Annotated in this window: 15 protein-coding genes; 4 read left to right on the top strand and 11 right to left on the bottom strand. The window is 40.2% G+C overall.

Annotation, left to right across the window (positions count from 1 at the left end; genetic code table 11):
- Positions 1 to 17 precede the first annotated feature (17 nt).
- From PTET_RS18330 to PTET_RS18295, 8 genes are all read right to left on the bottom strand, one after another.
- Positions 18 to 1,232 carry an EAL and HDOD domain-containing protein gene (locus PTET_RS18330; protein ID WP_016899728.1) on the bottom strand — a complete coding sequence of 405 codons (1,215 nt, stop codon included), beginning with the start codon at positions 1,230 to 1,232 and terminating at the stop codon, positions 18 to 20.
- An 83-nt stretch (positions 1,233 to 1,315) separates the two neighbouring features.
- On the bottom strand, positions 1,316 to 2,848 hold the full coding sequence (locus PTET_RS18325; RefSeq protein ID WP_013463241.1) for a glycogen synthase: 1,533 nt from the start codon (positions 2,846 to 2,848) through the stop codon (positions 1,316 to 1,318).
- Positions 2,849 to 2,906: 58 nt separating this feature from the next.
- Positions 2,907 to 4,181 carry a glucose-1-phosphate adenylyltransferase gene (glgC, locus tag PTET_RS18320; RefSeq protein WP_013463240.1) on the bottom strand — a complete coding sequence of 425 codons (1,275 nt, stop codon included), beginning with the start codon at positions 4,179 to 4,181 and terminating at the stop codon, positions 2,907 to 2,909.
- A gap of 20 nt (positions 4,182 to 4,201) precedes the next feature.
- Entirely contained in the window at positions 4,202 to 6,727 is a 2,526-nt protein-coding gene (locus tag PTET_RS18315; RefSeq protein ID WP_096039083.1) for a glycogen/starch/alpha-glucan phosphorylase, read from the bottom strand.
- Entirely contained in the window at positions 6,720 to 8,783 is a 2,064-nt protein-coding gene (glgX, locus tag PTET_RS18310) for a glycogen debranching protein GlgX (RefSeq protein ID WP_013463238.1), read from the bottom strand. Before glgX ends, PTET_RS18315 begins: the two co-directional genes overlap by 8 nt.
- Positions 8,776 to 10,998 (bottom strand): 1,4-alpha-glucan branching protein GlgB, encoded by a 2,223-nt coding sequence (gene glgB, locus PTET_RS18305; RefSeq protein ID WP_013463237.1) that lies wholly within the window; start codon positions 10,996 to 10,998, stop codon positions 8,776 to 8,778. Before glgB ends, glgX begins: the two co-directional genes overlap by 8 nt.
- Complete coding sequence (gene malQ, locus PTET_RS18300) at positions 10,999 to 12,987, bottom strand: 4-alpha-glucanotransferase (RefSeq protein ID WP_013463236.1); 1,989 nt, start codon at positions 12,985 to 12,987, stop codon at positions 10,999 to 11,001.
- 9 nt (positions 12,988 to 12,996) lie between these two features.
- Complete coding sequence (locus PTET_RS18295) at positions 12,997 to 13,299, bottom strand: isoamylase early set domain-containing protein (protein ID WP_013463235.1); 303 nt, start codon at positions 13,297 to 13,299, stop codon at positions 12,997 to 12,999.
- Between the two features lie 384 nt (positions 13,300 to 13,683).
- Between PTET_RS18295 and PTET_RS18290 the strand changes: the two genes are divergently transcribed.
- A complete protein-coding gene (locus PTET_RS18290) occupies positions 13,684 to 14,607 on the top strand; it encodes a hypothetical protein (RefSeq protein ID WP_013463233.1) in 924 nt (307 codons plus the stop codon).
- A 1-nt stretch (position 14,608) separates the two neighbouring features.
- Here PTET_RS18290 and PTET_RS18285 read toward each other — a convergent pair whose 3' ends face one another.
- From PTET_RS18285 to PTET_RS18275, 3 genes are all read right to left on the bottom strand, one after another.
- Complete coding sequence (locus tag PTET_RS18285; protein ID WP_013463232.1) at positions 14,609 to 15,634, bottom strand: GGDEF domain-containing protein; 1,026 nt, start codon at positions 15,632 to 15,634, stop codon at positions 14,609 to 14,611.
- Positions 15,635 to 15,784: 150 nt separating this feature from the next.
- Positions 15,785 to 16,159 (bottom strand): hypothetical protein, encoded by a 375-nt coding sequence (locus PTET_RS18280; RefSeq protein ID WP_008112502.1) that lies wholly within the window; start codon positions 16,157 to 16,159, stop codon positions 15,785 to 15,787.
- Between the two features lie 256 nt (positions 16,160 to 16,415).
- Positions 16,416 to 16,844, bottom strand: a complete 429-nt coding sequence (locus PTET_RS18275; RefSeq protein ID WP_013463231.1) for an Lrp/AsnC family transcriptional regulator — start codon at positions 16,842 to 16,844, stop codon at positions 16,416 to 16,418.
- Positions 16,845 to 17,035: 191 nt separating this feature from the next.
- On the opposite strand from PTET_RS18275, the gene PTET_RS18270 reads away from it, so the two are divergent.
- The 3 genes from PTET_RS18270 (at position 17,036) to astD (ending at position 20,832) form a co-directional block, all read left to right on the top strand.
- Positions 17,036 to 18,241 carry an aspartate aminotransferase family protein gene (locus PTET_RS18270; RefSeq protein WP_013463230.1) on the top strand — a complete coding sequence of 402 codons (1,206 nt, stop codon included), beginning with the start codon at positions 17,036 to 17,038 and terminating at the stop codon, positions 18,239 to 18,241.
- A gap of 81 nt (positions 18,242 to 18,322) precedes the next feature.
- Positions 18,323 to 19,357, top strand: coding sequence for an arginine N-succinyltransferase (gene astA / locus PTET_RS18265; protein WP_013463229.1), 1,035 nt, complete (start codon positions 18,323 to 18,325; stop codon positions 19,355 to 19,357).
- Between the two features lie 8 nt (positions 19,358 to 19,365).
- Positions 19,366 to 20,832 carry a succinylglutamate-semialdehyde dehydrogenase gene (gene astD, locus PTET_RS18260; RefSeq protein WP_076921794.1) on the top strand — a complete coding sequence of 489 codons (1,467 nt, stop codon included), beginning with the start codon at positions 19,366 to 19,368 and terminating at the stop codon, positions 20,830 to 20,832.
- Positions 20,833 to 20,841 lie beyond the last annotated feature (9 nt).

Genomic DNA, 20,841 nt, shown 5'->3' with positions numbered 1-20,841 from the left:
CGCAAAGCATGAATTCCCTAAATATTATCTTTATAGCTATCGGCCCATTGTACCGCTTGTTTGTATAATTTTGGTAAAAAAGCACTGTCTAAATTAATCAGTAATACCGCTTTCTCAAGCGCCCACCAGCTTCCTGTTTCGTAGGCTTTGACTGTTTCAAGGATATAATATAAGTTATTTTTTTCACCAGTTAACGCTGCTTTTATATCTTCCGGGAATGGAAGTTTATCAACCAGCAAGTCCATTGGCTTGTCTAAAATAGCATCGAGCAGTGAAAAAAGCCCCGTTAAAAATGCTTCACCTTGAACCTGCTTAGCAACTTTAGCGGCTATTAATTCACAAAACCGTGCGCGAATAACGCACATCTGCATGAGCTCTATAGGCTTAGAGCGTGCTGTATGGGCAGTGACAATTAAACTAACAAACTTTTTTAAACGCGCTTGGCCGAGGTAAACTAACGCTTGTTTTAATGACGAAATTTGGCTTTGTAGCGGAAACACACCGCTATTTAATAAACGCAGTAACTTGTAGGCCAATGCCGCATCAAGCTCAAATAAACCGGTGATCACTTTAACATCAGGATCTGGCTTCATTACTTCCGAGTAAATGGCGATCACTAGGCCGTAATTATAGTGAATATCTTTTTGTTCTATCATCACTGGGCGCGCAAAATAATAACCTTGAAAATAATCAAAGCCCATTTTACGGGCCAATTTATATTCTTCATCGGTTTCTATTTTTTCGGCTAGTAGTTTAATATTTTTGTACTTTTTAAGCTTATTAACCACCAGCGGAATTTCAGCAAGTGGAGTAAGGCGAATATCAAATTTAATTAAGTTGACCAGCTTTAAAAAGCGCTCCCACTGCGGCGTATAAACAAAATCATCAAGGGCTAATTTGTAGTTACTGTGAAATAGTTTGCGACATAGCTCGTAGGTATCGTCGGTGGGCTCTATGGTTTCAAGTAATTCAATGACAACATCTTTACAAGGTAAAAAATCACACAAATCAAGTTTTAACGACTCAGGGCCAATATTGATCAATGCTTTTTTACCCGAGGTAATGTGACGAGTACCTAGGTTAAGCTGGTTTTCCATGATAAGCCTCGCCGTTGCTTGACCATCAGATACACCAGGAAAGCAATTTTCAGGACTATCGCGAAATAGCAGTTCATAAGCAACTACATTTTGATTTCGATTTAGTATTGCTTGCCTTGCCACAAATACAGACACATTACCTACTTTATATTATTTCCACCAGACTAAGTAATTAAAGCGTAAATAAGAACGGATGTCACTGAACTTTATAAAATTTTTTAATATAAGTATGTTATATAATCAGTTACCACACTATCCCAACTAAATCGTGCATCAGCAGCTCGCCTTTTTATTGCTTGCCATTGCTTAGGGTTTGTTTGATATAGGCTAAGTGCCTCAGTTAAACTCTGCAAGAGTGCATCAGCTTGTGTACTTAGCGTATCGCCGTTAAAACAAAATCCACTGACATTATGCTCTACGGTATCTTTTAAACCTCCGACACTGTGCACTAAGCAAGGTTGGCCGGCTCGCATTGCGAGCATCTGGCTAATCCCACAGGGCTCAAAAGAACTCGGCATTAAAAATAAATCACCTAATTGATACATTAAATCGCCAACACCTTGCCCATAGCCTTTTAAAAACAAAAAGTTGTTATTACGTGCCATGGCGCAGGTAAAAAGGTGTTCAAGTTTACTATCGCCTGAGCCAAGTACAAGTAAACGCCCCTTAAATTGATTAATGATCTGACACACTGAATCAATAGTCAGGTCTTTGCTTTGTTGCTGGCAAAGTAACAATACTTTTTGCTCAGTGAGCCGCCCTACACTTGTTACAAGTGGCCCTTGCTTATCACACGCCATAAATTGTAAAACACGCTGATGGGCAATGTAGTGGCTGCTGTGTAATTGCGCGCTTTTTGCCATCCAACTAAACAAAGTCGATTCTATTTGCTCTAATAGCTGACTATAGGTTGCTTCATGTTCGTCTTGAATTGCGTAATCACAGCCGTTGAGTATGCCAATTAATTTGCCTTGCTCAGCCGCTTGTTGTAAATCTCGTTCAAGTCCTTCGCCACCAAAGAATCCGTGGGCGTCATTACTTGCTATTTGCACTTCTTGGCTATAACTCGGTGAAACCACATGTACTTTGTCGGCTAAATTAATGGCACTGCGCATAGGGTTAAAGCAATGCGGATAACGAGGGTCACATAATCGTTGCCCGTCGTAACTTAACGAGGGAAACCATGCTTCTAAGCTGGAATCATCCCCTTTAAAAGGACGAATTCCCTGCAAAGCTAAATTGTGCACCGTATATACCAAGCGCAGCTTAGCAAGCTTGCCATAACGAGGGTTAAATTTAAGTAACACGGCCACACAGGCAATGTGCCAATCATGCAAATGTAATGTGTTGGGTTGTGTTAATACGCCCTGTATCAGGGCTTCACAAATAGCGGCATTAAACAGTGCAAACTTGGTTGCATCGGTAGCAAATGGTCTATTATCGTTGTCGTTACAATACACACTCAATGATTGACTAAAAAGAGGATGACTTATAACTATTTGCCTCACTCCTTTTTGATTCTGTGGAATTTCAAACAAAGATAAAACGTGGGTCTCTGACTTAAATGCCACACTCACTTCACCAATAAAACAGCGCTCACCTAGTTCAAAACCATAATCAGGAATAACCACATCTACCGTCAGCCCCTGCGCCACTAACGCCTTTGGTACATCACGAATAACATCAGCAACACCACCAACTTTGGCATTAGGTAACGCATCATTCTCTGCAGCAACCATTAATACATGCATTAATTTACTCTTATAGTTTGCTGCAAGGCTTTCGCCTTGCTCTTTTAATTATTATTTATTAACGATGTGACTTATTGTCTAACTTCATCAGCATATCGCGGGTGACCAATACAATCCCTTTTTTTGATACCCGAAATCCATTGGCTTCATCGGTTTTACGATCAAAACCAATCTCTAATCCAGGTGGGATCTCACAGCTTCTATCTATAATTGCTCGCTTAATTTTACACCCTCGATTTACAATAGCACCGGGCAAAATAACCGACTCCTCAATGGTACAATATGAACGAATATGTACATTAGAAAATAATAATGATTTTCTCACTAACGAGCCGGAAACAATACACCCACCCGACACCGTTGAGTCAACCGCCATCCCTCGGCGATCATCATCATCAAAAATAAATTTGGCAGGAGGAAGTTGCTCTTGGTAAGTCCAAATTGGCCAAGTAGGATCGTACAAATCCAGTTGAGGCTCCGGCATAACTAGTTCCATATTTGCTTCCCAAAACGAATCTAGAGTTCCCACATCGCGCCAATAGGGTTGTCCTACTTGTGCGGGATCTCTAAACGGGTAGGCAAACACATTATGTTCTTCAATAATGGCAGGAATTATATCATGGCCAAAATCACGCCCTGAGCCCTCTGTTTGCGCATCTTTTTGTAGCTGCTCAAATAAAAACTCAGTATTAAATACATAATTTCCCATTGATGCTAAACAGGTGCCTGGTTTACCAGGCACTGAGCTGGGCTCGGCAGGTTTTTCGTCAAAACGACGTACACGACTTTCTTCATCAACCGTCATCACACCAAAGGTACCCGCAGCTTCTTCAACCGGTACTTCTAAACAGCATACCGTCATGTCGGCGCCATTTTCTACATGCTTTGCCAACAGCCCGCCATAATCCATACGATACACATGGTCGCCAGATAAAATCATCACATATTTAGGTAACTCATGGCGAATGATATCCATATTTTGAAATACCGCATCGGCAGTACCGCAATACCATTCATCACCATGGCGCTGTGACGCAGGTAATATTTCAACTGACTCACCTAATTCCTTTTTAAAATGCCCCCACGCACGATTTACATGGCGAATCAGTGAGTGTGATTTATATTGCGTTGCAATTCCGACACGTCTTACACCTGAGTTAATGCAATTTGATAGTGGAAAATCAATAATACGATGTTTACCACCAAAATAAACGGCGGGTTTAGCACGCCAGTCGGTTAGCTCATGCAAGCGAGAACCGCGACCTCCGGCAAGAATTAAAGCGTAGGTTTCTCTGGTTAAATTACTTATATAACGATTTGCATAACTGGGCATATTACTCTCTCCGTTTAGTGTCAGCTGTTAGTGTCAGTGTTTGTTTTTACTGTTTGGTGTGTGGTATCTAGTGGAGTTAAATGCCATATATCATCACAATATTGACTAATTGTTCTGTCACTAGAAAATGAGCCACTGGCGGCAGTATTTAAAATACTCATTTGAGTCCAGTAGGTTTGATCTGCATAGGCTTTATCAACATCACGTTGCGCAGCTATATAGCTGGCAAAGTCATGAGCGGTTAACCAAGGATCGTTGTTACCTTTAATGCCATTAATCACATCGTCAAATAAGCCAGGTTCAAATAGATTGAAATGGCCACTTTCGAGTAAGTGCATCACACTATTCAAATCAGGGTTATTCGCAATTATTTCACTGGGGTTATAATGCGCTTTTATGTCGTCAATGTGCTCAGCTTGTGCGCCAAATAAGAAGAAGTTCTCAGCCCCAACAGCGTCACGTATTTCAATATTAGCGCCATCTAGGGTGCCTATTGTTAGCGCGCCATTCATCATAAACTTCATGTTGCCGGTACCTGAGGCCTCTTTGCCTGCTGTTGACACTTGCTCCGATAAGTCCGTTGCAGGGCAAATGCTTTCCATGGCGGTGACATTATAATTAGGTAAAAACGCGACTCTTAGAAAAGCAGATACCTGTGGGTCTTTATTGATCACCTCAGCAACATTATTAATGAGTTTAATGATTTTTTTAGCCATCATGTAACCCGGTGCTGCTTTACCACCTAATAAAACGCAACGAGGCACCATACCTTGTGTGTCGCCACGGCGTATGCGGTCATATAAATGAATAACGTGTAAAATGTTAAGTAACTGGCGCTTATATTCGTGAATACGTTTTACCTGCACATCAAATAGCATATTAATATCAAACTCTACGCCACATCTTTGTTTTACTAAATCAACTAAGCGTTGTTTGTTTTGCTGTTTTGCTTGCTGCCACTTTATATGAAACTGCGGGTCATCGTAGTAACGACGTAATTGGCTAATTTGTGCAAAATCACCTATCCAGTCTTTGCCTATTTTTTCGCTAATGATCTGGCTTAAACTCGGATTGCAGTATGCAAGCCAGCGCCGTGGAGTAACACCATTGGTTTTGTTGTTAAATTTATCAGGCCATAGCGCATAAAAATCTTTAAACAAACCCGCGGTTAATAACTGCGTGTGTAGTGCTGCCACACCATTAACAGAATAGCTGCCGACAATGGCTAAAAAGGCCATACGTATTTGCGGCTCGCCCCCTTCTTCAATTAATGATAAATCCCGTTGTTTTTGCACATCACCTGGCCAATGCATGGCCACCTCGGCTAAAAAGCGGGCATTAATTTCATAAATAATCTCTAAAATACGCGGTAATAATTTAGCAAATAACGATACCGACCACTTCTCTAATGCCTCTGGTAGTAAAGTATGATTTGTGTAAGCCATGGTTTTGGTGGTGATATTCCATGCCTGATCCCAATCCAGTTCATGGTCATCAACTAAAATTCGCATAAGCTCGGCAACCGCAATACTTGGGTGGGTATCGTTAAGCTGAAACACATGATGCTGAGCAAATTCAGTAAAATCATTACCGTATTGTTCAATCCATTGTGTAAGTACATCTTGAATACTTGCCGATGATAAAAAGTATTGTTGACGTAATCTCAGCTCTTTACCATTTTCACTGCTGTCGTTAGGGTACAACACCATGGTTATTTGCTCAGCGAGATTTTTTTGTGCTACCGCTTCAGAATAACTTCCAGCATTAAATTCTGTTAAGTTAAATTCGTCCGTTGCTTCAGACTTCCAAAGTCTAAGGGTATTAACAATATTATTTTTATAGCCCGGAATAGGTACATCATAAGGCACTGCTAATACATCTTGAGAACTGATCCATTGGCGATGCTCACGGCCAAATTTATCGGTGTAGCTTTGTACATAACCAGAAAACTTAACCCGTTTAGCTTGCTCCGGTGCGCTCAATTCCCAAGGATGACCTTCTCGTAACCAGTTATCTGGTTGCTCAACCTGATTACCCTCTTTTATTGACTGATTAAACATGCCATATTCATAACGAATACCGTAACCGACCACTGGCAGCGCTAAACTGGCACAGCTATCTAAAAAACAGGCCGCTAGTCGCCCTAAGCCGCCATTGCCTAAACCGGCATCATGCTCAGCTTGTTCAACACTTTCAAGCTCAGTACAGTAAGCTTGCAGTGCCTTTGTAACTTGTGATTCTAAATCTAAATTTAATACTGCATTACCCAGCGCTCTGCCCATTAAAAACTCTAACGATAAATAGGCTGTTTTACGGCGTTTTTGTTGTTTTATTTGTTGATTGGTTTCCCTACAGCGTGCCACTAACCGGTCTCTGATCGTCAGTGCTAATGCATGATACAAATACAGCTGTGACTCGCCCACCACATCACGCCCTAAGGTGTAATAAAAGTGTCGTGTTAAATCATCACTTAAAGTACTTTCGTCAATCACTGGGCCTGCTTGCCAGCCTTTTACTACACACACTTGCTCGTCTTGCTTAGTCATAATCATCGCCTTCTAAATTGGCACTAAAAACCCAACTACTTTGTGCTGAAATATTTACGGTTGCATCTTCTTGAATAACAGATGATGCGTTATTTACACTTGATAATACTAACGTCCATGGCGCGATAATGGGCGATTGTGGTAATTGGCAGACCACAGGCTGTTTACTAGCATTAAGAATAATTAATAACGCATGCTTATTTTGCTTATCAAGTAAGCTATACATTAAAAATTGCCGTGTATCTTCATGCCAATGTGTTTCATCCATTTTTTTACCTTGCTCGGTAAACCACTTAACGGTGAAGCGCTCATCAATATCATCCAAAAACACACTGTGTTTAAATGCACTGTGACCACGCCTGATTTTTAGCGCATCATCAATAAACTGAATCAATGAATGATTCAGTTGTGAGTCTTTCCAGGCAAGCCAGCTGGTGCGATTATTTTGACAGTAAGCGTTATTATTACCGCCTTGCGAGTGCGCCATCTCACTGCCAGCGGCTATCATTGGCACGCCTTTGGAGAGTAATAAGGTGAGTAGAAAGTTTTTTTGTTGTTGTAAGCGCAAACTCATTACTTCTGGGTCGCTGGTAAATCCCTCAATCCCGCAGTTAAACGAATAATTAGCGCTATGGCCATCTTGGTTGTTTTCACCATTGGCCTGGTTATGTTTTTGCTCATAACTGACTAAGTCGGCTAACGTAAACCCATCATGGCTGGTAATAAAGTTAATGCTATTTAGCGGGCCTCGGTTACTGTGTTCAAAAATATCAAACGAGCCATGTAAACGCTTTGCGACATCACTAATAATGCCTTTTTCACTTTGCCAAAAGCGTTTAATCACATCACGATATTGATCGTTCCACTCTCGCCAAGGTGAAGGAAATGCACCAAGCTGATAACCACCAGGGCCTATATCCCACGGCTCACTGATCAGTTTAACTTTATTTAACACAGGATCTTGGGCAATTGCTTGTAAAAAGGTGTGAGACGCACTAAAGCCCGTATTTGAACGCGCTAAAATGGTGGCTAAATCAAATCGAAAGCCATCAACGCCCATAACTTCAACCCAGTAACGTAAGCTGTCGAGTACCAATTGTAAGGTTTTAGGGTGATCGATATTTAACGTATTGCCACACCCTGTATCATTAATATAAACATTGGGTTGCCCCTCAATGGTGCGATAATATGTCAGGTTGTCGAGCCCTCGCAGAGATAAAATAGGGCCATCATTTCCTCCCTCTGCGGTGTGGTTGTATACCACATCCAAAATAACTTCAATATTGGCGCGATGTAACTCACTCACCATTTGTTTAAATTCGTTTATATCGTCATTAACCAAATAGTCTTTATGAGGAGTAAAAAAATTAAGACTATTATAGCCCCAGTAATTTTGCAGTCCTTTAGCGGTTAAAAACTGTTCGCTTATAAAAGCATGCACAGGCAAAAGCTCAATAGCCGTTACCCCTAAACTTTTTAAATGCTCAATAAAACTGGGATGACTCAAACCTAAAAATGTCCCTTGTAGCGCTTTAGGGATATCAGGATGGCGACAGGTAGCACCTTTAACATGGCACTCATAAATAACGGTATTGGCCCAACTATGCTGTGGCTTATTATTTGAATAAGCAACCGGCGCAGTCACTTTTGATTTAGGCATATCTATCGCATTATTAACCACGCTTTTAGTGCCAATGGGCATTTGCCCGTAATGACGTTCGCTCCAAGTAAATTCGTTAAACAAGTCTTTTGCATACGGATCAATCAGTAATTTATGCTCATTAAACAACATGCCTTTTTCTGGGCTGTATTCGCCATCAACCCTAAAGCCATACAATGCGCCTGTGCTTAATGGGGCTATGTGAATGCTCCATACGCCGCCTTCATTAATATTCATGGCTATTTTTAATATTTCTGTATGACCACTTTTATCAAATAAGCACACAAAAGCTTGGCTTGCATTAGGGGCATACAAGGCAAAGTTAACGCCTTGGTTTTGTACACTCGAACCCAGTGGCAAAGGCGCACCCTGAGTAACCTCAAAGCAATTACTCATCATTCACCTTTTCTAAGTAAAGTGTGGTTAAGCCACCAATATTAACTGTAATACTGTGATCAAACCCATGACTTGGCTGAACGACTGAATGGATAAGCTGGTTTTTATCCTCTGTGACACGATAACCTGAGCCAAAAAAGCAAACTTCATCGGTATTTAATACCACTTTATATGTGCCCTTCGCTGGCACACCTAAGGTATAGTGTTGATAAGCCGTTGGTGTAAAGTTAGCGACAATAACCATAAAGTGGTCAGCATTTTTAGCATAACGAATAAAGCTAAACATACTCTGCTGGCTGTTATTATTATCTATCCATGAAAAGCCCGTTGCACAGCTATCAAGCTCATATAAAGATGGATGCGCTTGATACACTTGATTAAGACGTTTAACCGTATGCTGAATCCCTTGATGGCTTTGATGCTCAAGCAAGTGCCAGTCTAGTGAATGGTCATGATCCCACTCTTTGCGCTGTGCTATTTCGGCGCCCATAAACAGTAATTTTTTGCCTGGATGTGCCCACATAAACGCATAATAAGCACGTAAGTTTGCAAACTGCTGCCAATCGTCACCGGGCATTTTGTTTAGTAGTGATCCCTTGCCATGCACCACTTCATCATGACTGAGCGGTAAAATATAATTTTCACTAAATGCATACACCATAGAAAATGTCATTTTATGATGGTGATATTTTCTAAATAACGGATCTTGCTGCATATAATCTAAGCTGTCATTCATCCAGCCCATATTCCATTTATAACCAAAACCTAAGCCATTGTGTTCAACACTTTGCGTGACCCCAGGCCAAGCCGTTGACTCCTCGGCAACCATCATAATGCCGGGGTTATTTTTATAACTGCGTAAGTTCACTTGTTTTAGGCACTCTATTGCCCCTAAGTTTTCTCGACCGCCATAACAATTAGCTACCCACTGTCCTTCTTTACGACTGTAATCAAGGTAAAGCATTGACGCCACCGCATCTACACGCAGTCCGTCTATGCCAAATTGGCTAAGCCAATACATCGCATTAGAAATTAAAAAGCTTTTTACTTCAGGGCGGTCATAATTATAAATATAGGTGTTCCAATCAGGATGAAACCCTTGGCGCATATCAGCGTGTTCGTATAAATGGGTGCCATCAAAGCAATGTAAGCCATGTGGGTCGCTTGGAAAGTGCCCAGGAACCCAATCAAGTAATATGCCTATGTTAGCTTTATGACATTGCTCAACTAAGTATTTAAAGCTGTTGTAATCACCAAAGCGGCTCGTAGGTGCAAACAGCCCTACTGGCTGATAACCCCAAGAGCCATCAAACGGGTATTCACTGATCGGCATAAGTTGTAAATGCGTGAACCCCATTTCAATCACGTAGCCTACAAGCTTATCTGCAAGCTCGGTGTAGCTTAAGTAACGGTTATGCTCAGCGCGTTGCCAAGAGCCTAAGTGCACTTCATAAATACTAATAGCGGCATCAATATGATTACGCTTTTGGCGATTTATAATCGCTTGTTCACTTAGCAAAATAGGCGCTGGTTTGTACTGTAATATACTGGCAGTGCCCGGTGCTTGCTGCATTTTAAATGCAAAAGGATCGGCTTTATCTAAAACTTCGCCACTGAGCGTAGTAATAGCAAATTTGTAGCACATGTCTGCACTTAAACCCGGGATAAATAATTCCCATACCCCACTTGCCGGATGAAATCGCATAAAATGGCGATTCGCTTGCCAAAAATTAAACTCACCAATAACCGATACACTGGCGGCATTAGGCGCCCACACACAAAAACGAACACCATCTACCCCTTGTTGTGTAGTAAATTGCGCACCTAGGTGAGTATAAGCATGCTCAAGGCTACCTTCGTTAAACAAGTACATAGCCTGTTCATCCAATGTACTGCTGAAGCTGTATTCATCATAAAATCTAACATCGCTATTTTCATAACTAACCTGGCATTGGTAAACACTGCTAGGCATGCTTGATAACTCAGCGATAAATAAATCACTGTGTTTATAGCGTAACGCGCTAATAACTTGACCATCAATTAACAGTTCGACGCGTAATGCCGCTGGCAAATACACGCGTATTTCAGTGCCACTTTGGGTGTTGTGCGCGCCTAAAAAACTAAACGGGTCTTTAAATCGCCCTGCAGTTAATGCGTTTACCTGTGCGTCATAATCAACTAATTGCGTTGATACCCTATTTTTAGTACTGCCCATTTACGCATTCCTTATTGAATGTATTGCAGCCAAAAGAGCAGCATTATCTTTAAAAATATCGTCGCACGTATGTGTGAGTACCCGTCGCCAATTAGGATACTCTTTATCGGTGCCAGGAATATTGACTGGGTAGTGTTGCTTGTCTAAATCATCAAGCTGTAATGCAAATAAACGAGACGGCGATTTAGCTAAACATACAGCCAAAGTGCTATAAACGTCAAAAGCATCCGTGTTAAGTGACAAGGAAGTGTTTTGTGGGTTTAAAAAGCGTAATAACCGGTGTTGCTCTTGCTCTCGCTGCTGAACTAACTGCTGATACTCATCAGTATCAATCAGCCCATACTGCTGTTTAATTTTTAAATCGCTATGCTGCCACCAGCCCACAAATGGCGGTACATCATGATTGGCTATCATCAGCAGGCATTGATCGCTAAGGTCATCGCTGTTTACAAACTCATCATTTTGTTGTTTTTCAAAATAAAATAAGCTGTTTGAGAAAATGCCACTATCAACCAGTGCCTCTTTTACCTCCGGTGGAACAACCCCTAAATCTTCGCCTATTACTATGGCCTGATTAAGATGAGATTCAATTTTTAAAATTGCTAATAAATGCTCAAATGGGTAGTACACATAACAGCCATCTTGGGTATTATTGTTTATGAAACACCACCACAAACGCCTAATCGCCATTACATGGTCGATTCGTAACCCGCCTACTGCATCCATATTGGCGCGTATGAGTGAACGATAAAACTGATAGTTATTGTCAGCAAGGCGCTGCGGGTTTATTGCTGGCAGCCCCCAATTTTGGCCGTTAGGTGCCCAAGGATCTGGTGGTGCGCCAAGGGTTGCATCTTGACTAAATAATCCCTGCTGATATTTAAATTCAGTGCCCTCATTAGCACAGCCCACCGCTAAATCATTAATTAAACCAATCGCCATCCCTTGGGCAATACAATGCTGTTGGCATTGCGTAAGTTGGCTGTGTGCTTGCCATTGGAGGTAATATTCAAATGTGGGCTCTGTGGTTTCTAACATAGCAAGTACATCACTGTACTGTTTACAAAACGCACTAAATTCGTTTTGCCGTGCTTGACTGCCCTGTTGTTGAAAATGCTTAAAAAGCAGCTTAAAAGCAGCATATTTACACTCAGTAACCGTTTTATAATCAATAAAGGCTACACCTTGGTCGCTGTATTTACTTGAGGTATTAGCAGATAACAACTTAGTTAAATCCGAATTGTTAAAGCTGTCTGGCGATAAATTAATTGCGATATATAGCGGATTGAGTAAGGCACGATTGTTTGGGTTGTAGGGGCTGGCGCACTCAGGGTTATCTGCAAACAATAAGTGCAATGGGTTAAGTAAAATATAGTCCATATTTTGCTTTGCACATAAGGTTGCCAACTCAAGTAAATCACTAAAATCGCCAATCCCGAGTCCGGCTTTATTTTTTAATGTATATAACTGAATTGATAAGCCAAAGCGTTTTTTATCCGCTATTTGGTAGGCTTGTTTAGGGGTCGACCAAATTTGTGTTTTCGCTGATTGCTCACCCATCGTTAATAACGCATCATAATAGCCGGTTGGTAAATGCGTCAGTGGTAGCGCTATTTCTATATAACGACACCCATTTACAAAGTACTCACCTAATGCTGCATACTGAGCAATGTGTTCAAATTGCAGCTTTATATTTAATGCTGCCACAGTTAATGTAATTTTGTGATGCGTATCAGCTTCATTAACACGCACCTTTAGCACATTACTAGCCTGATCTATTATGCTAACAGCAGGTGCGAGTGTTAACCACGTAGCCGCATCCAATTGATAATTTAACTGGGTTATTTGCGCCGTATCACGTGTGTCAACGCCACAGCAGTGCAAAGCAGATTTACGGGTGTCTTCGCTAAATATAACGTGTTCACCCGTATACTTAGTGTATTCGTAACCAATACCATGCAAATAAAACAATTGCGATAGTGCGTCCATTCAGCGACCTTAATTAATGCGTTGTGTATTTACTATACTATTTTCTGTACCAAAATTATTAGCAATATACCCATCAGCCTGATGATCGTTATCCCACTGTTTACCATTTATTAAATAGCGAAAATGAAACTCTTTATCAACGGGAAGACGTTGCTTGCATTTAAATACACCAAGCTTTTTGTTGTGCTTCATTGGCACCGGCTGCCAATCATTAAATTCTCCAAGTAAACAGACATCATCTGCATCTGGGTGAGAAAATTCAAAGGTTACTTCTGCTTCATTTTTTGTTTTAAAAAAGCGTTTATTCAACATAATAGGCTCCAACTAAACCATAAGGGTTATTCATCTTTGCCACAGGCCAAACAGCTTAAAAAGGCGATGTGGAATCCATTCATTCACATAAAAACAGCTTTAAAGTTAATCAAAACTTTATTTACGCATTATTACAGTGCGTTATTTATTTTACCGCACTGGTTTGGTGCAATTTTAACCATTAAAACTGATTTTTAAGTAAGCACTGCAACTGAGCAACTTTTAAACCAACTACACCATAACAGCTAATTAATTTGCTTTTGTCCTTAAACACATACTTATTAATTTTTATTACTACATTAAAACTATAAAAACCTTTAGCTTAACAACATCATCAGCGATAATAACTATCTACTCAGCCAACCCGATGAACACTTAAATACAATGTTGAAAAAAAGCATCCTTATTACTTCTGTTATCGTCTTTAGCATCATTACGGCTGTTGTAGGCAGTTCAATTTATACACTATATAGTAAAAAGGTGGTCTCTGTAGACCCAAAACTAAAAGAAATTTCAGGCATTGAGTTTGATAAACATAAACGGCTTTGGGCTATTAACGATAGTGGCGACGAGCCTAAGCTTTATAGGCTCAATGACGATGGTTCAATTGCAAAAGAAGTACTCGTCACGAATGCAAAAAATATAGACTGGGAAGATATGACGCAAAATAAGTTTGGTCATTTCTTTTTAGGCGACTTTGGTAATAATAAAAATGAACGTAAATGGCTAACAATTTATAAAATAGAAAACCCCATAGATATAAAAACCAATACAACAGAAGCTGAAATTATAAAGTTTACCTACCCAGAATTAGATGGCAGCCCAATACAACCTGATCAACGTAATTATGACTTAGAAGCGTTTGTGGCTTTTGGTCGACATTTATACTTGTTTACTAAAAATCGCACAGAGCCATTCGATGGAATTACTAACGTTTACAAAGTAGGTGACCATGCAGCGAATTTTGATGCCCAGCTGATAGATTCATTTAAAACGTGCACCACCATGGAAAAGCTTTGCTGGATCACATCCGCAGCACTTAGCCCAGATAGAACAAAGCTCGCACTATTAGATTCAACCAGTATTTGGCTGTTTGAAAACTTTAAAGGCGATAAGTTTTTCTCTGGCGATGTATTTAAAATTGACTTAGGTATTGTAACCCAAAAAGAGGCAATCACCTTTTATGATGACAATACCATCGCCTTTACCGATGAAGAATTCAAAGGCATTGGCGGCAATGTTTATTTTATAAAGCTCGACCAAGTAACCAAAGTGAAAGTGCAGCGAAGCCATCCTCAGCCGCAGTAGTTTAAAATAAATCTATTTCTGAGGAATTAACTTGTACACTGATTAAGTTCTCGGCAAGTAAATCTTCATAGATACAAAATTTATCTCGGCCATTATTTTTTGCATAATAAAGCGCTTTATCTGCGCTTTCTAGCACTGCAATTGGAAAATCATAAGGACTAATACGCGCTAAACCAGCACTGATCGTCATATTTTCAACAAAAGGAAACGATGTATCTCTAATGAGCTGTATAAATTCAGCCATTTTATTACTGATTGAGTCAGCGTCTGTGGGCTCAAAAACAATCACGAATTCTTCCCCACCAAAACGAAAAATTAAATCTGTTGAGCGAAAAAAGTGACGCATTTTTTGCGCTAATACGAGTAACACTTCATCTCCACAGATATGACCGTATTGATCATTTATATTTTTAAAATGATCAATATCTAAAATAGCCAGCCAAGATGTTGATGCCTGCTTTTGTTGCCTTTTATCCTTATCTCGGGATGAGCCGTGCATTTTTAATACTTGTTTTTCAATTAGCTGTTTTATTTTTTTCTCAAATGTCTGTCTATTTAACAGCCCCGTTAATTTATCTCTTTCGTTTTCATGGAGTATCACTAAATAGTTTTCAAATATGCGGCAAAAAGCATTTAGCATCACTTGAGCCGAACTATCTAAACTTTTTGAAACCACAGAAATGGCAGCAACTGTTTTTTCTTGGCGGGTAATGGGGAGCCAACGGCGTTCAATTCCATCGGCAGACTGAACAGTAATAATACAGGCAGAACGTAAACACGATAGAAGTTCATCCTCAGGCTGTGCAACAATTTGTCGTTGTACCCACTCGAATTGCTTTTCACCCGTGACTTTTAAGCAAAGACTTTGCTCAATAGTCAGTTGGCCTTGAACTTCTATATCTTTATAAACTGAGACTTCTTTACAGCCTATAAATTCTTGGATGGTCGATATCAAACTATATTCAAGAGAATCTACATCTCTATTTTTTGTTATTTTGATGACTGAATTCAGTAAATTTTCTTGCATTGTACTCCCTAAAGCAAACTGGGCGTTTGAGCATTAATAAAATTTATGCATAGACCACGCAGTGGAATATGCTAAATAAAAATTAAAGCATCAATGCTCATCCAGTTTAGGAGCCGCATTATTAATAGATTAAGAACTGTAAGTGCTATTTTAGCTATTGGTCATGCAATTAATAAACTTCTCAGAGAGCTGTGTTATAGCCACTTTATCAGTGTACATAGGCTCGTTATTTTTTATTATAAACTCAGCACATTGTGCTTGAGATTGTTTGAATTTTTGCTTACATGAATTTACCGATTCGCCAATTACTTCTTGGTAGATGCTTTCATCACACAAGCTATCGGCAAATTGACTCGCCCCGGTAATAATTTCATTAATGCTGACAGGAGAGGATTCTAATTTGAAGAATATATCGCTGTAAGTTTCAACCGTTATGCTCTGTGCAGGGTCAAATAAAGTCGCTTTTGCACTTAAATATGAGCCACCTATTAATAATGCCACAGCAGCCATTGTTGTGTATTTCATAACTTTTCCTTGTAAAGTCTTTGCGCAGTGGTGCCAAAAACGTCCTATTTCACTCACACCTTATTAGCCAATGCTAATAAGATTAATAACTGTATTGATGAGATTTTTTAAGTACTGGAGGATTGCAACAAATGCAGGGCTATAAACCTATTGATTTGGTTAAAAACATTCCTTGTTCCTAATATCAAGTAGACTACAATCAAGTTAGCTTAAATGCAAATAATTAATGCTCACTGAATGTACTAAATAAATCGAATTAACGCTTAAATTTAGTCTCTAAAATAACCGATGAACGGGTACGCTCTACCCCATCTAAGTTACCAATATCATCCAGCAAGTGGCTTAACTGCTCAAGGTTCTGTGCTTCTACAATAGCAATTAAATCAAACTCTCCACTAATTGCATACAACTGAGAAATCGCATCAATTTGCTTTAATTCAATATTAGTTTTTGTTGTTAGCTTCTGTTTTACTTTTATTGAAACATGCGCAGAGACCAAGCTATTTAAAAAGTCATCTCCAAAGTCAACGCTATAACCCTTAATGATCCCACTTTGCTCTAATTTTAGCATTCGGCTTTGCACCGTTGAACGAGATAAACTCAAATGCCTTGCAAGATCAGAAATGCTAGCGCGGGCGTTCGTTTTTAATACTGAGAGTAGTTTTTCATCTTGGGGAGTTATCATAATGCTAATTAAATTCGTTAATTTGACTATTATTCTAATCATTTTTCACAAAATAGCACTGCAAATTTCATTCATAACCTTTGATAATGACATTTTTAATAAGTAAAACACATTGTATTGCTGAATCATCCTGACCTTATCGTTATTTTTTCAGCAACGTATTTTTTTATGTGAATAATTTAGGTGTAAAAATGCAAGTAACCAGAGATTTATTTAACGACGTAATGGTCCCTAATTACAACCCTTCAGCTGTTGTTCCTGTTCGCGGTGAAGGCTCACGTGTGTGGGATCAGAACAATAACGAATTTATCGATTTTGCCGGTGGTATTGCAGTTAATTGTTTAGGGCATTGCCATCCTGCATTAGTCGGTGCACTTAAAGAGCAAGGCGAAAAAATTTGGCACTTATCAAATGTAATGACCAATGAGCCAGCTCTTCGTCTAGCTAAAAAAATGGTTGATGCCACGTTTGCTGAAAAAGTTTACTTTGCAAACTCAGGGGCTGAAGCAAACGAAGCAGCATTAAAATTAGCACGTCGCTTTGCACTGGATAAATTTGGTGCTGAAAAAACTAAAATTATTGCTTTCAATAAAGGTTTTCATGGTCGTACATTTTTCACTGTGACAGTGGGTGGCCAAGCTGCTTATTCTGACGGTTTTGGTCCAAAACCTGCTGATATCGTGCATTGTGACTACAATGATATTGCCGCTTTTGAAGCCTTAATTGGTGATGATACCTGTGCGGTAATGATGGAGCCATTACAAGGTGAAGGCGGCATTGTGCCACCAACCAATGAATTTGCACAAAAAGTACGTGAACTGTGTACTAAACACAACGCACTACTTATTTTTGATGAAGTGCAAACCGGCGTTGGCCGTACAGGTCACTTATACGCATACGAAGGCTTAGATGTTATTCCTGATATCTTAACGACGGCTAAAGCCTTAGGTGGCGGTTTTCCAATTGGCGCTATGATCACCACCACGGAAATTGCAGCACACCTAAAAGTAGGCACGCATGGTTCTACATATGGTGGTAACCCGTTGGCTTGTGCTGTTGCAGAAGCGGCATTTGATACCGTTAATACGCCTGCTGTATTAGATGGCGTAAAAGAGCGTGAACAAATGTTCCGTGATGGTTTAAATGCAATTAATGAAAAATACCATGTATTTAGCGAAGTCCGTGGTAAAGGCTTACTAATCGGTGCGGTATTAAATGAGAAATTTGAAGGCCGTGCTCGTGACTTTTTAGTAGCAAGTGCAAATAACGGCTTAATGAACTTAGTAGCCGGTATGAACGTTATTCGTTTTACACCTTCATTAGTGATCCCATTTGAGGACATTAAAGAAGGCTTAGCTCGCTTTGAAAAAGCAGTAAGAGATGTAGTAAACGGTTAATAACTAAGTAAAACATAACTAAGTCCTGAGGCAAACACACGTTTACCTCAGGATTTTATATGTTGTTGGAGCAAGTAGTTAATGCAAGTATTACGTCCTATTACTGTCAATGATTTTGCAGCACTTAAAGAGATTGCTATTGAGTCTGGCCATGGCTTTACCTCTTTACCTGTCGATGATGGGCAACTACAAGAAAAAATTGATCGTGCGCAAAACAGTTTTACTAAAAACGTAGATAAGCCCATCGACGAAAGCTATCTATTTGTTTTAGAAGACAGTGAAACCGGCAAGGTAATTGGTACTACCGCCATAGAAGCGGCCGTCGGGTTATCTGTACCTTTGTATCATTATCATCTAGGTAAAACCGTTCACCATTCACCCACTTTAAACGTTTACAATACCGTAGATATTTTGAGTATGTGTAATGACTACACTGGCTGCTCAGAAATATGTACTTTATTTTTACGTGAAGACAGTAGAAAAGGCTTAACGGGACGTTTTTTATCACGTTCACGTTTTTTATTTATGGCGCAACACAGTGAGCGCTTTGCCGACACAGTAATTGCTGAGATGCGTGGTGTTAGCGATGAAGACGGTCACTCGCCATTTTGGCAATGGTTGCAGGAACACTTTTTTAGCATTGAATTCCCACAAGCCGACCATTTAGTGGGGTTAGGCGATAAAGTGTTTATTAGCGAACTCATGCCTAAATATCCTATCTATGTGAATTTGCTGAGTAAAAAAGCACAAGCGGTGATTGGCCATGTGCATGATAAAACCAAACCAGCACTTAAACTGCTTGAAAAAGAAGGTTTTGAACACCGCGGATATGTTGATTTATTTGACGCAGGCCCCACAGTAGAAGCAAAGCTCGGTAATATTCGCAGTATTCGTGATTCACAGGTGTGCCCTATTACTATTGGCGAGCTTGAACATATCAATGAGCAAAGCTCAGACACCCTTGCTATTTGTAATCAAGGGGTTAGTGATTTCAGAGCCACATTCACCAAACATGCTCATTACAATCAGGCAAAGCACACCTTAATCATCAGCCAAGAAGTAGCTGATGCACTTCATTTAAAACAAGGAGATGCAGCGCGATTTTTCCGCCTGTAACATTATTTATGAACACACAACTAATTAATAATCAATGGCTTGTAGGCAAAGGCCCTGCGTTTGATTCTATTAACCCAAGTAATGGTGAAATTGTATGGCAAGGTAATGGCGCCAACGCAGAGCAAGTTGACAGTGCCATAAAAGCGGCAAGAGCCGCGCAAGTTCAATGGGCAGACATGCCAATTGAGCAACGTATTACTATTTTAGAAAACTTCGTAGCCCAACTAAAAGAACACAGCGAAGAGTTTGCCACTATTATTGCTCGTGAAACAGGTAAACCGCTATGGGAAACACGCACAGAAGTGGGCGCGATGACAGGCAAAGTGGCCATTGCGATACGTGCTTACAATGAACGTACTGGTACAACCGAAAACCCAATGCCTGGTGCAAAAGCCTTTATTCGCCACAAACCTCACGGTGTGGTCGCTATTTTTGGTCCGTATAATTTCCCTGGGCATTTACCAAACGGCCATATTGTACCAGCCATACTAGCCGGTAATACCGTGGTATTTAAACCATCAGAATTAACTCCTCATGTAGCGCAGTTTACCTTAGAACTATGGTTAAAAGCAGGGTTACCTGCAGGGGTTATAAACCTTGTTCAAGGTGAGTTAGAAACAGGTAAAGCGCTTGCCTCACATCAAGATATAGATGGCCTATTTTTTACTGGTAGCTCAAACACAGGTCATTTATTACATAAACAATTTGCTGGCCACCCAGGTAAAATTTTAGCGCTTGAAATGGGCGGTAATAACCCGCTAGTGGTTAAAGATGTTGCTGATGTTAGCGCCGCCGTGCACGATATTATTCAATCGGGTTTTATCACCTCTGGCCAACGCTGTACTTGTGCACGCCGTTTATTTATTGAAAAGTCGCCCAATGGCGATGCTATTTTAGAAAAGCTGATCAGCGCCACCAAAAATATCCTAGTAGACGATAGCTTTGCGGACGATCAACCTTTTATGGGTGCCATGATCAGTGAAAAAGCCGCATTAGGCATGGTTGCAGCGCAAGCTGAGCTAGTTAAACAAGGTGCTGAGATTCTTGTTGAGCTTAAACAGTTAAAATCAGGCACTGGGTTTGTAAGCCCAGGCATTATTGATGTCACTAATATAAGCGAAATTGCCGATGAAGAACACTTTGGCCCGCTTATAAAAGTATATCGTTACACTGATTTCAATAGCGCTATAACAGAAGCAAACAACACCAGCTTTGGTTTATCTGCTGGTTTACTTGCTGATAGCGAAGATGATTACAGTCACTTTTTAAAACGTATTCGTGCCGGCATTGTTAACTGGAACCGCCCTATTACAGGCGCATCAAGCGCAGCGCCATTTGGTGGTATAGGTGCCAGTGGCAACCACAGAGCCAGTGCATACTACGCTGCAGATTATTGCGCATACCCAGTGGCCTCTGTAGAGTCAGAAAAAGTTAACTTACCGCAAACCCTCGCGCCGGGCTTAATAATTGAATAACAATTTAAA

The organism is Pseudoalteromonas tetraodonis (assembly GCF_002310835.1).
In the GTDB taxonomy this organism is placed as follows: Bacteria; Pseudomonadota; Gammaproteobacteria; order Enterobacterales; family Alteromonadaceae; genus Pseudoalteromonas; species Pseudoalteromonas tetraodonis.
This window is presented reverse-complemented; position numbering and strand designations above follow the sequence as displayed.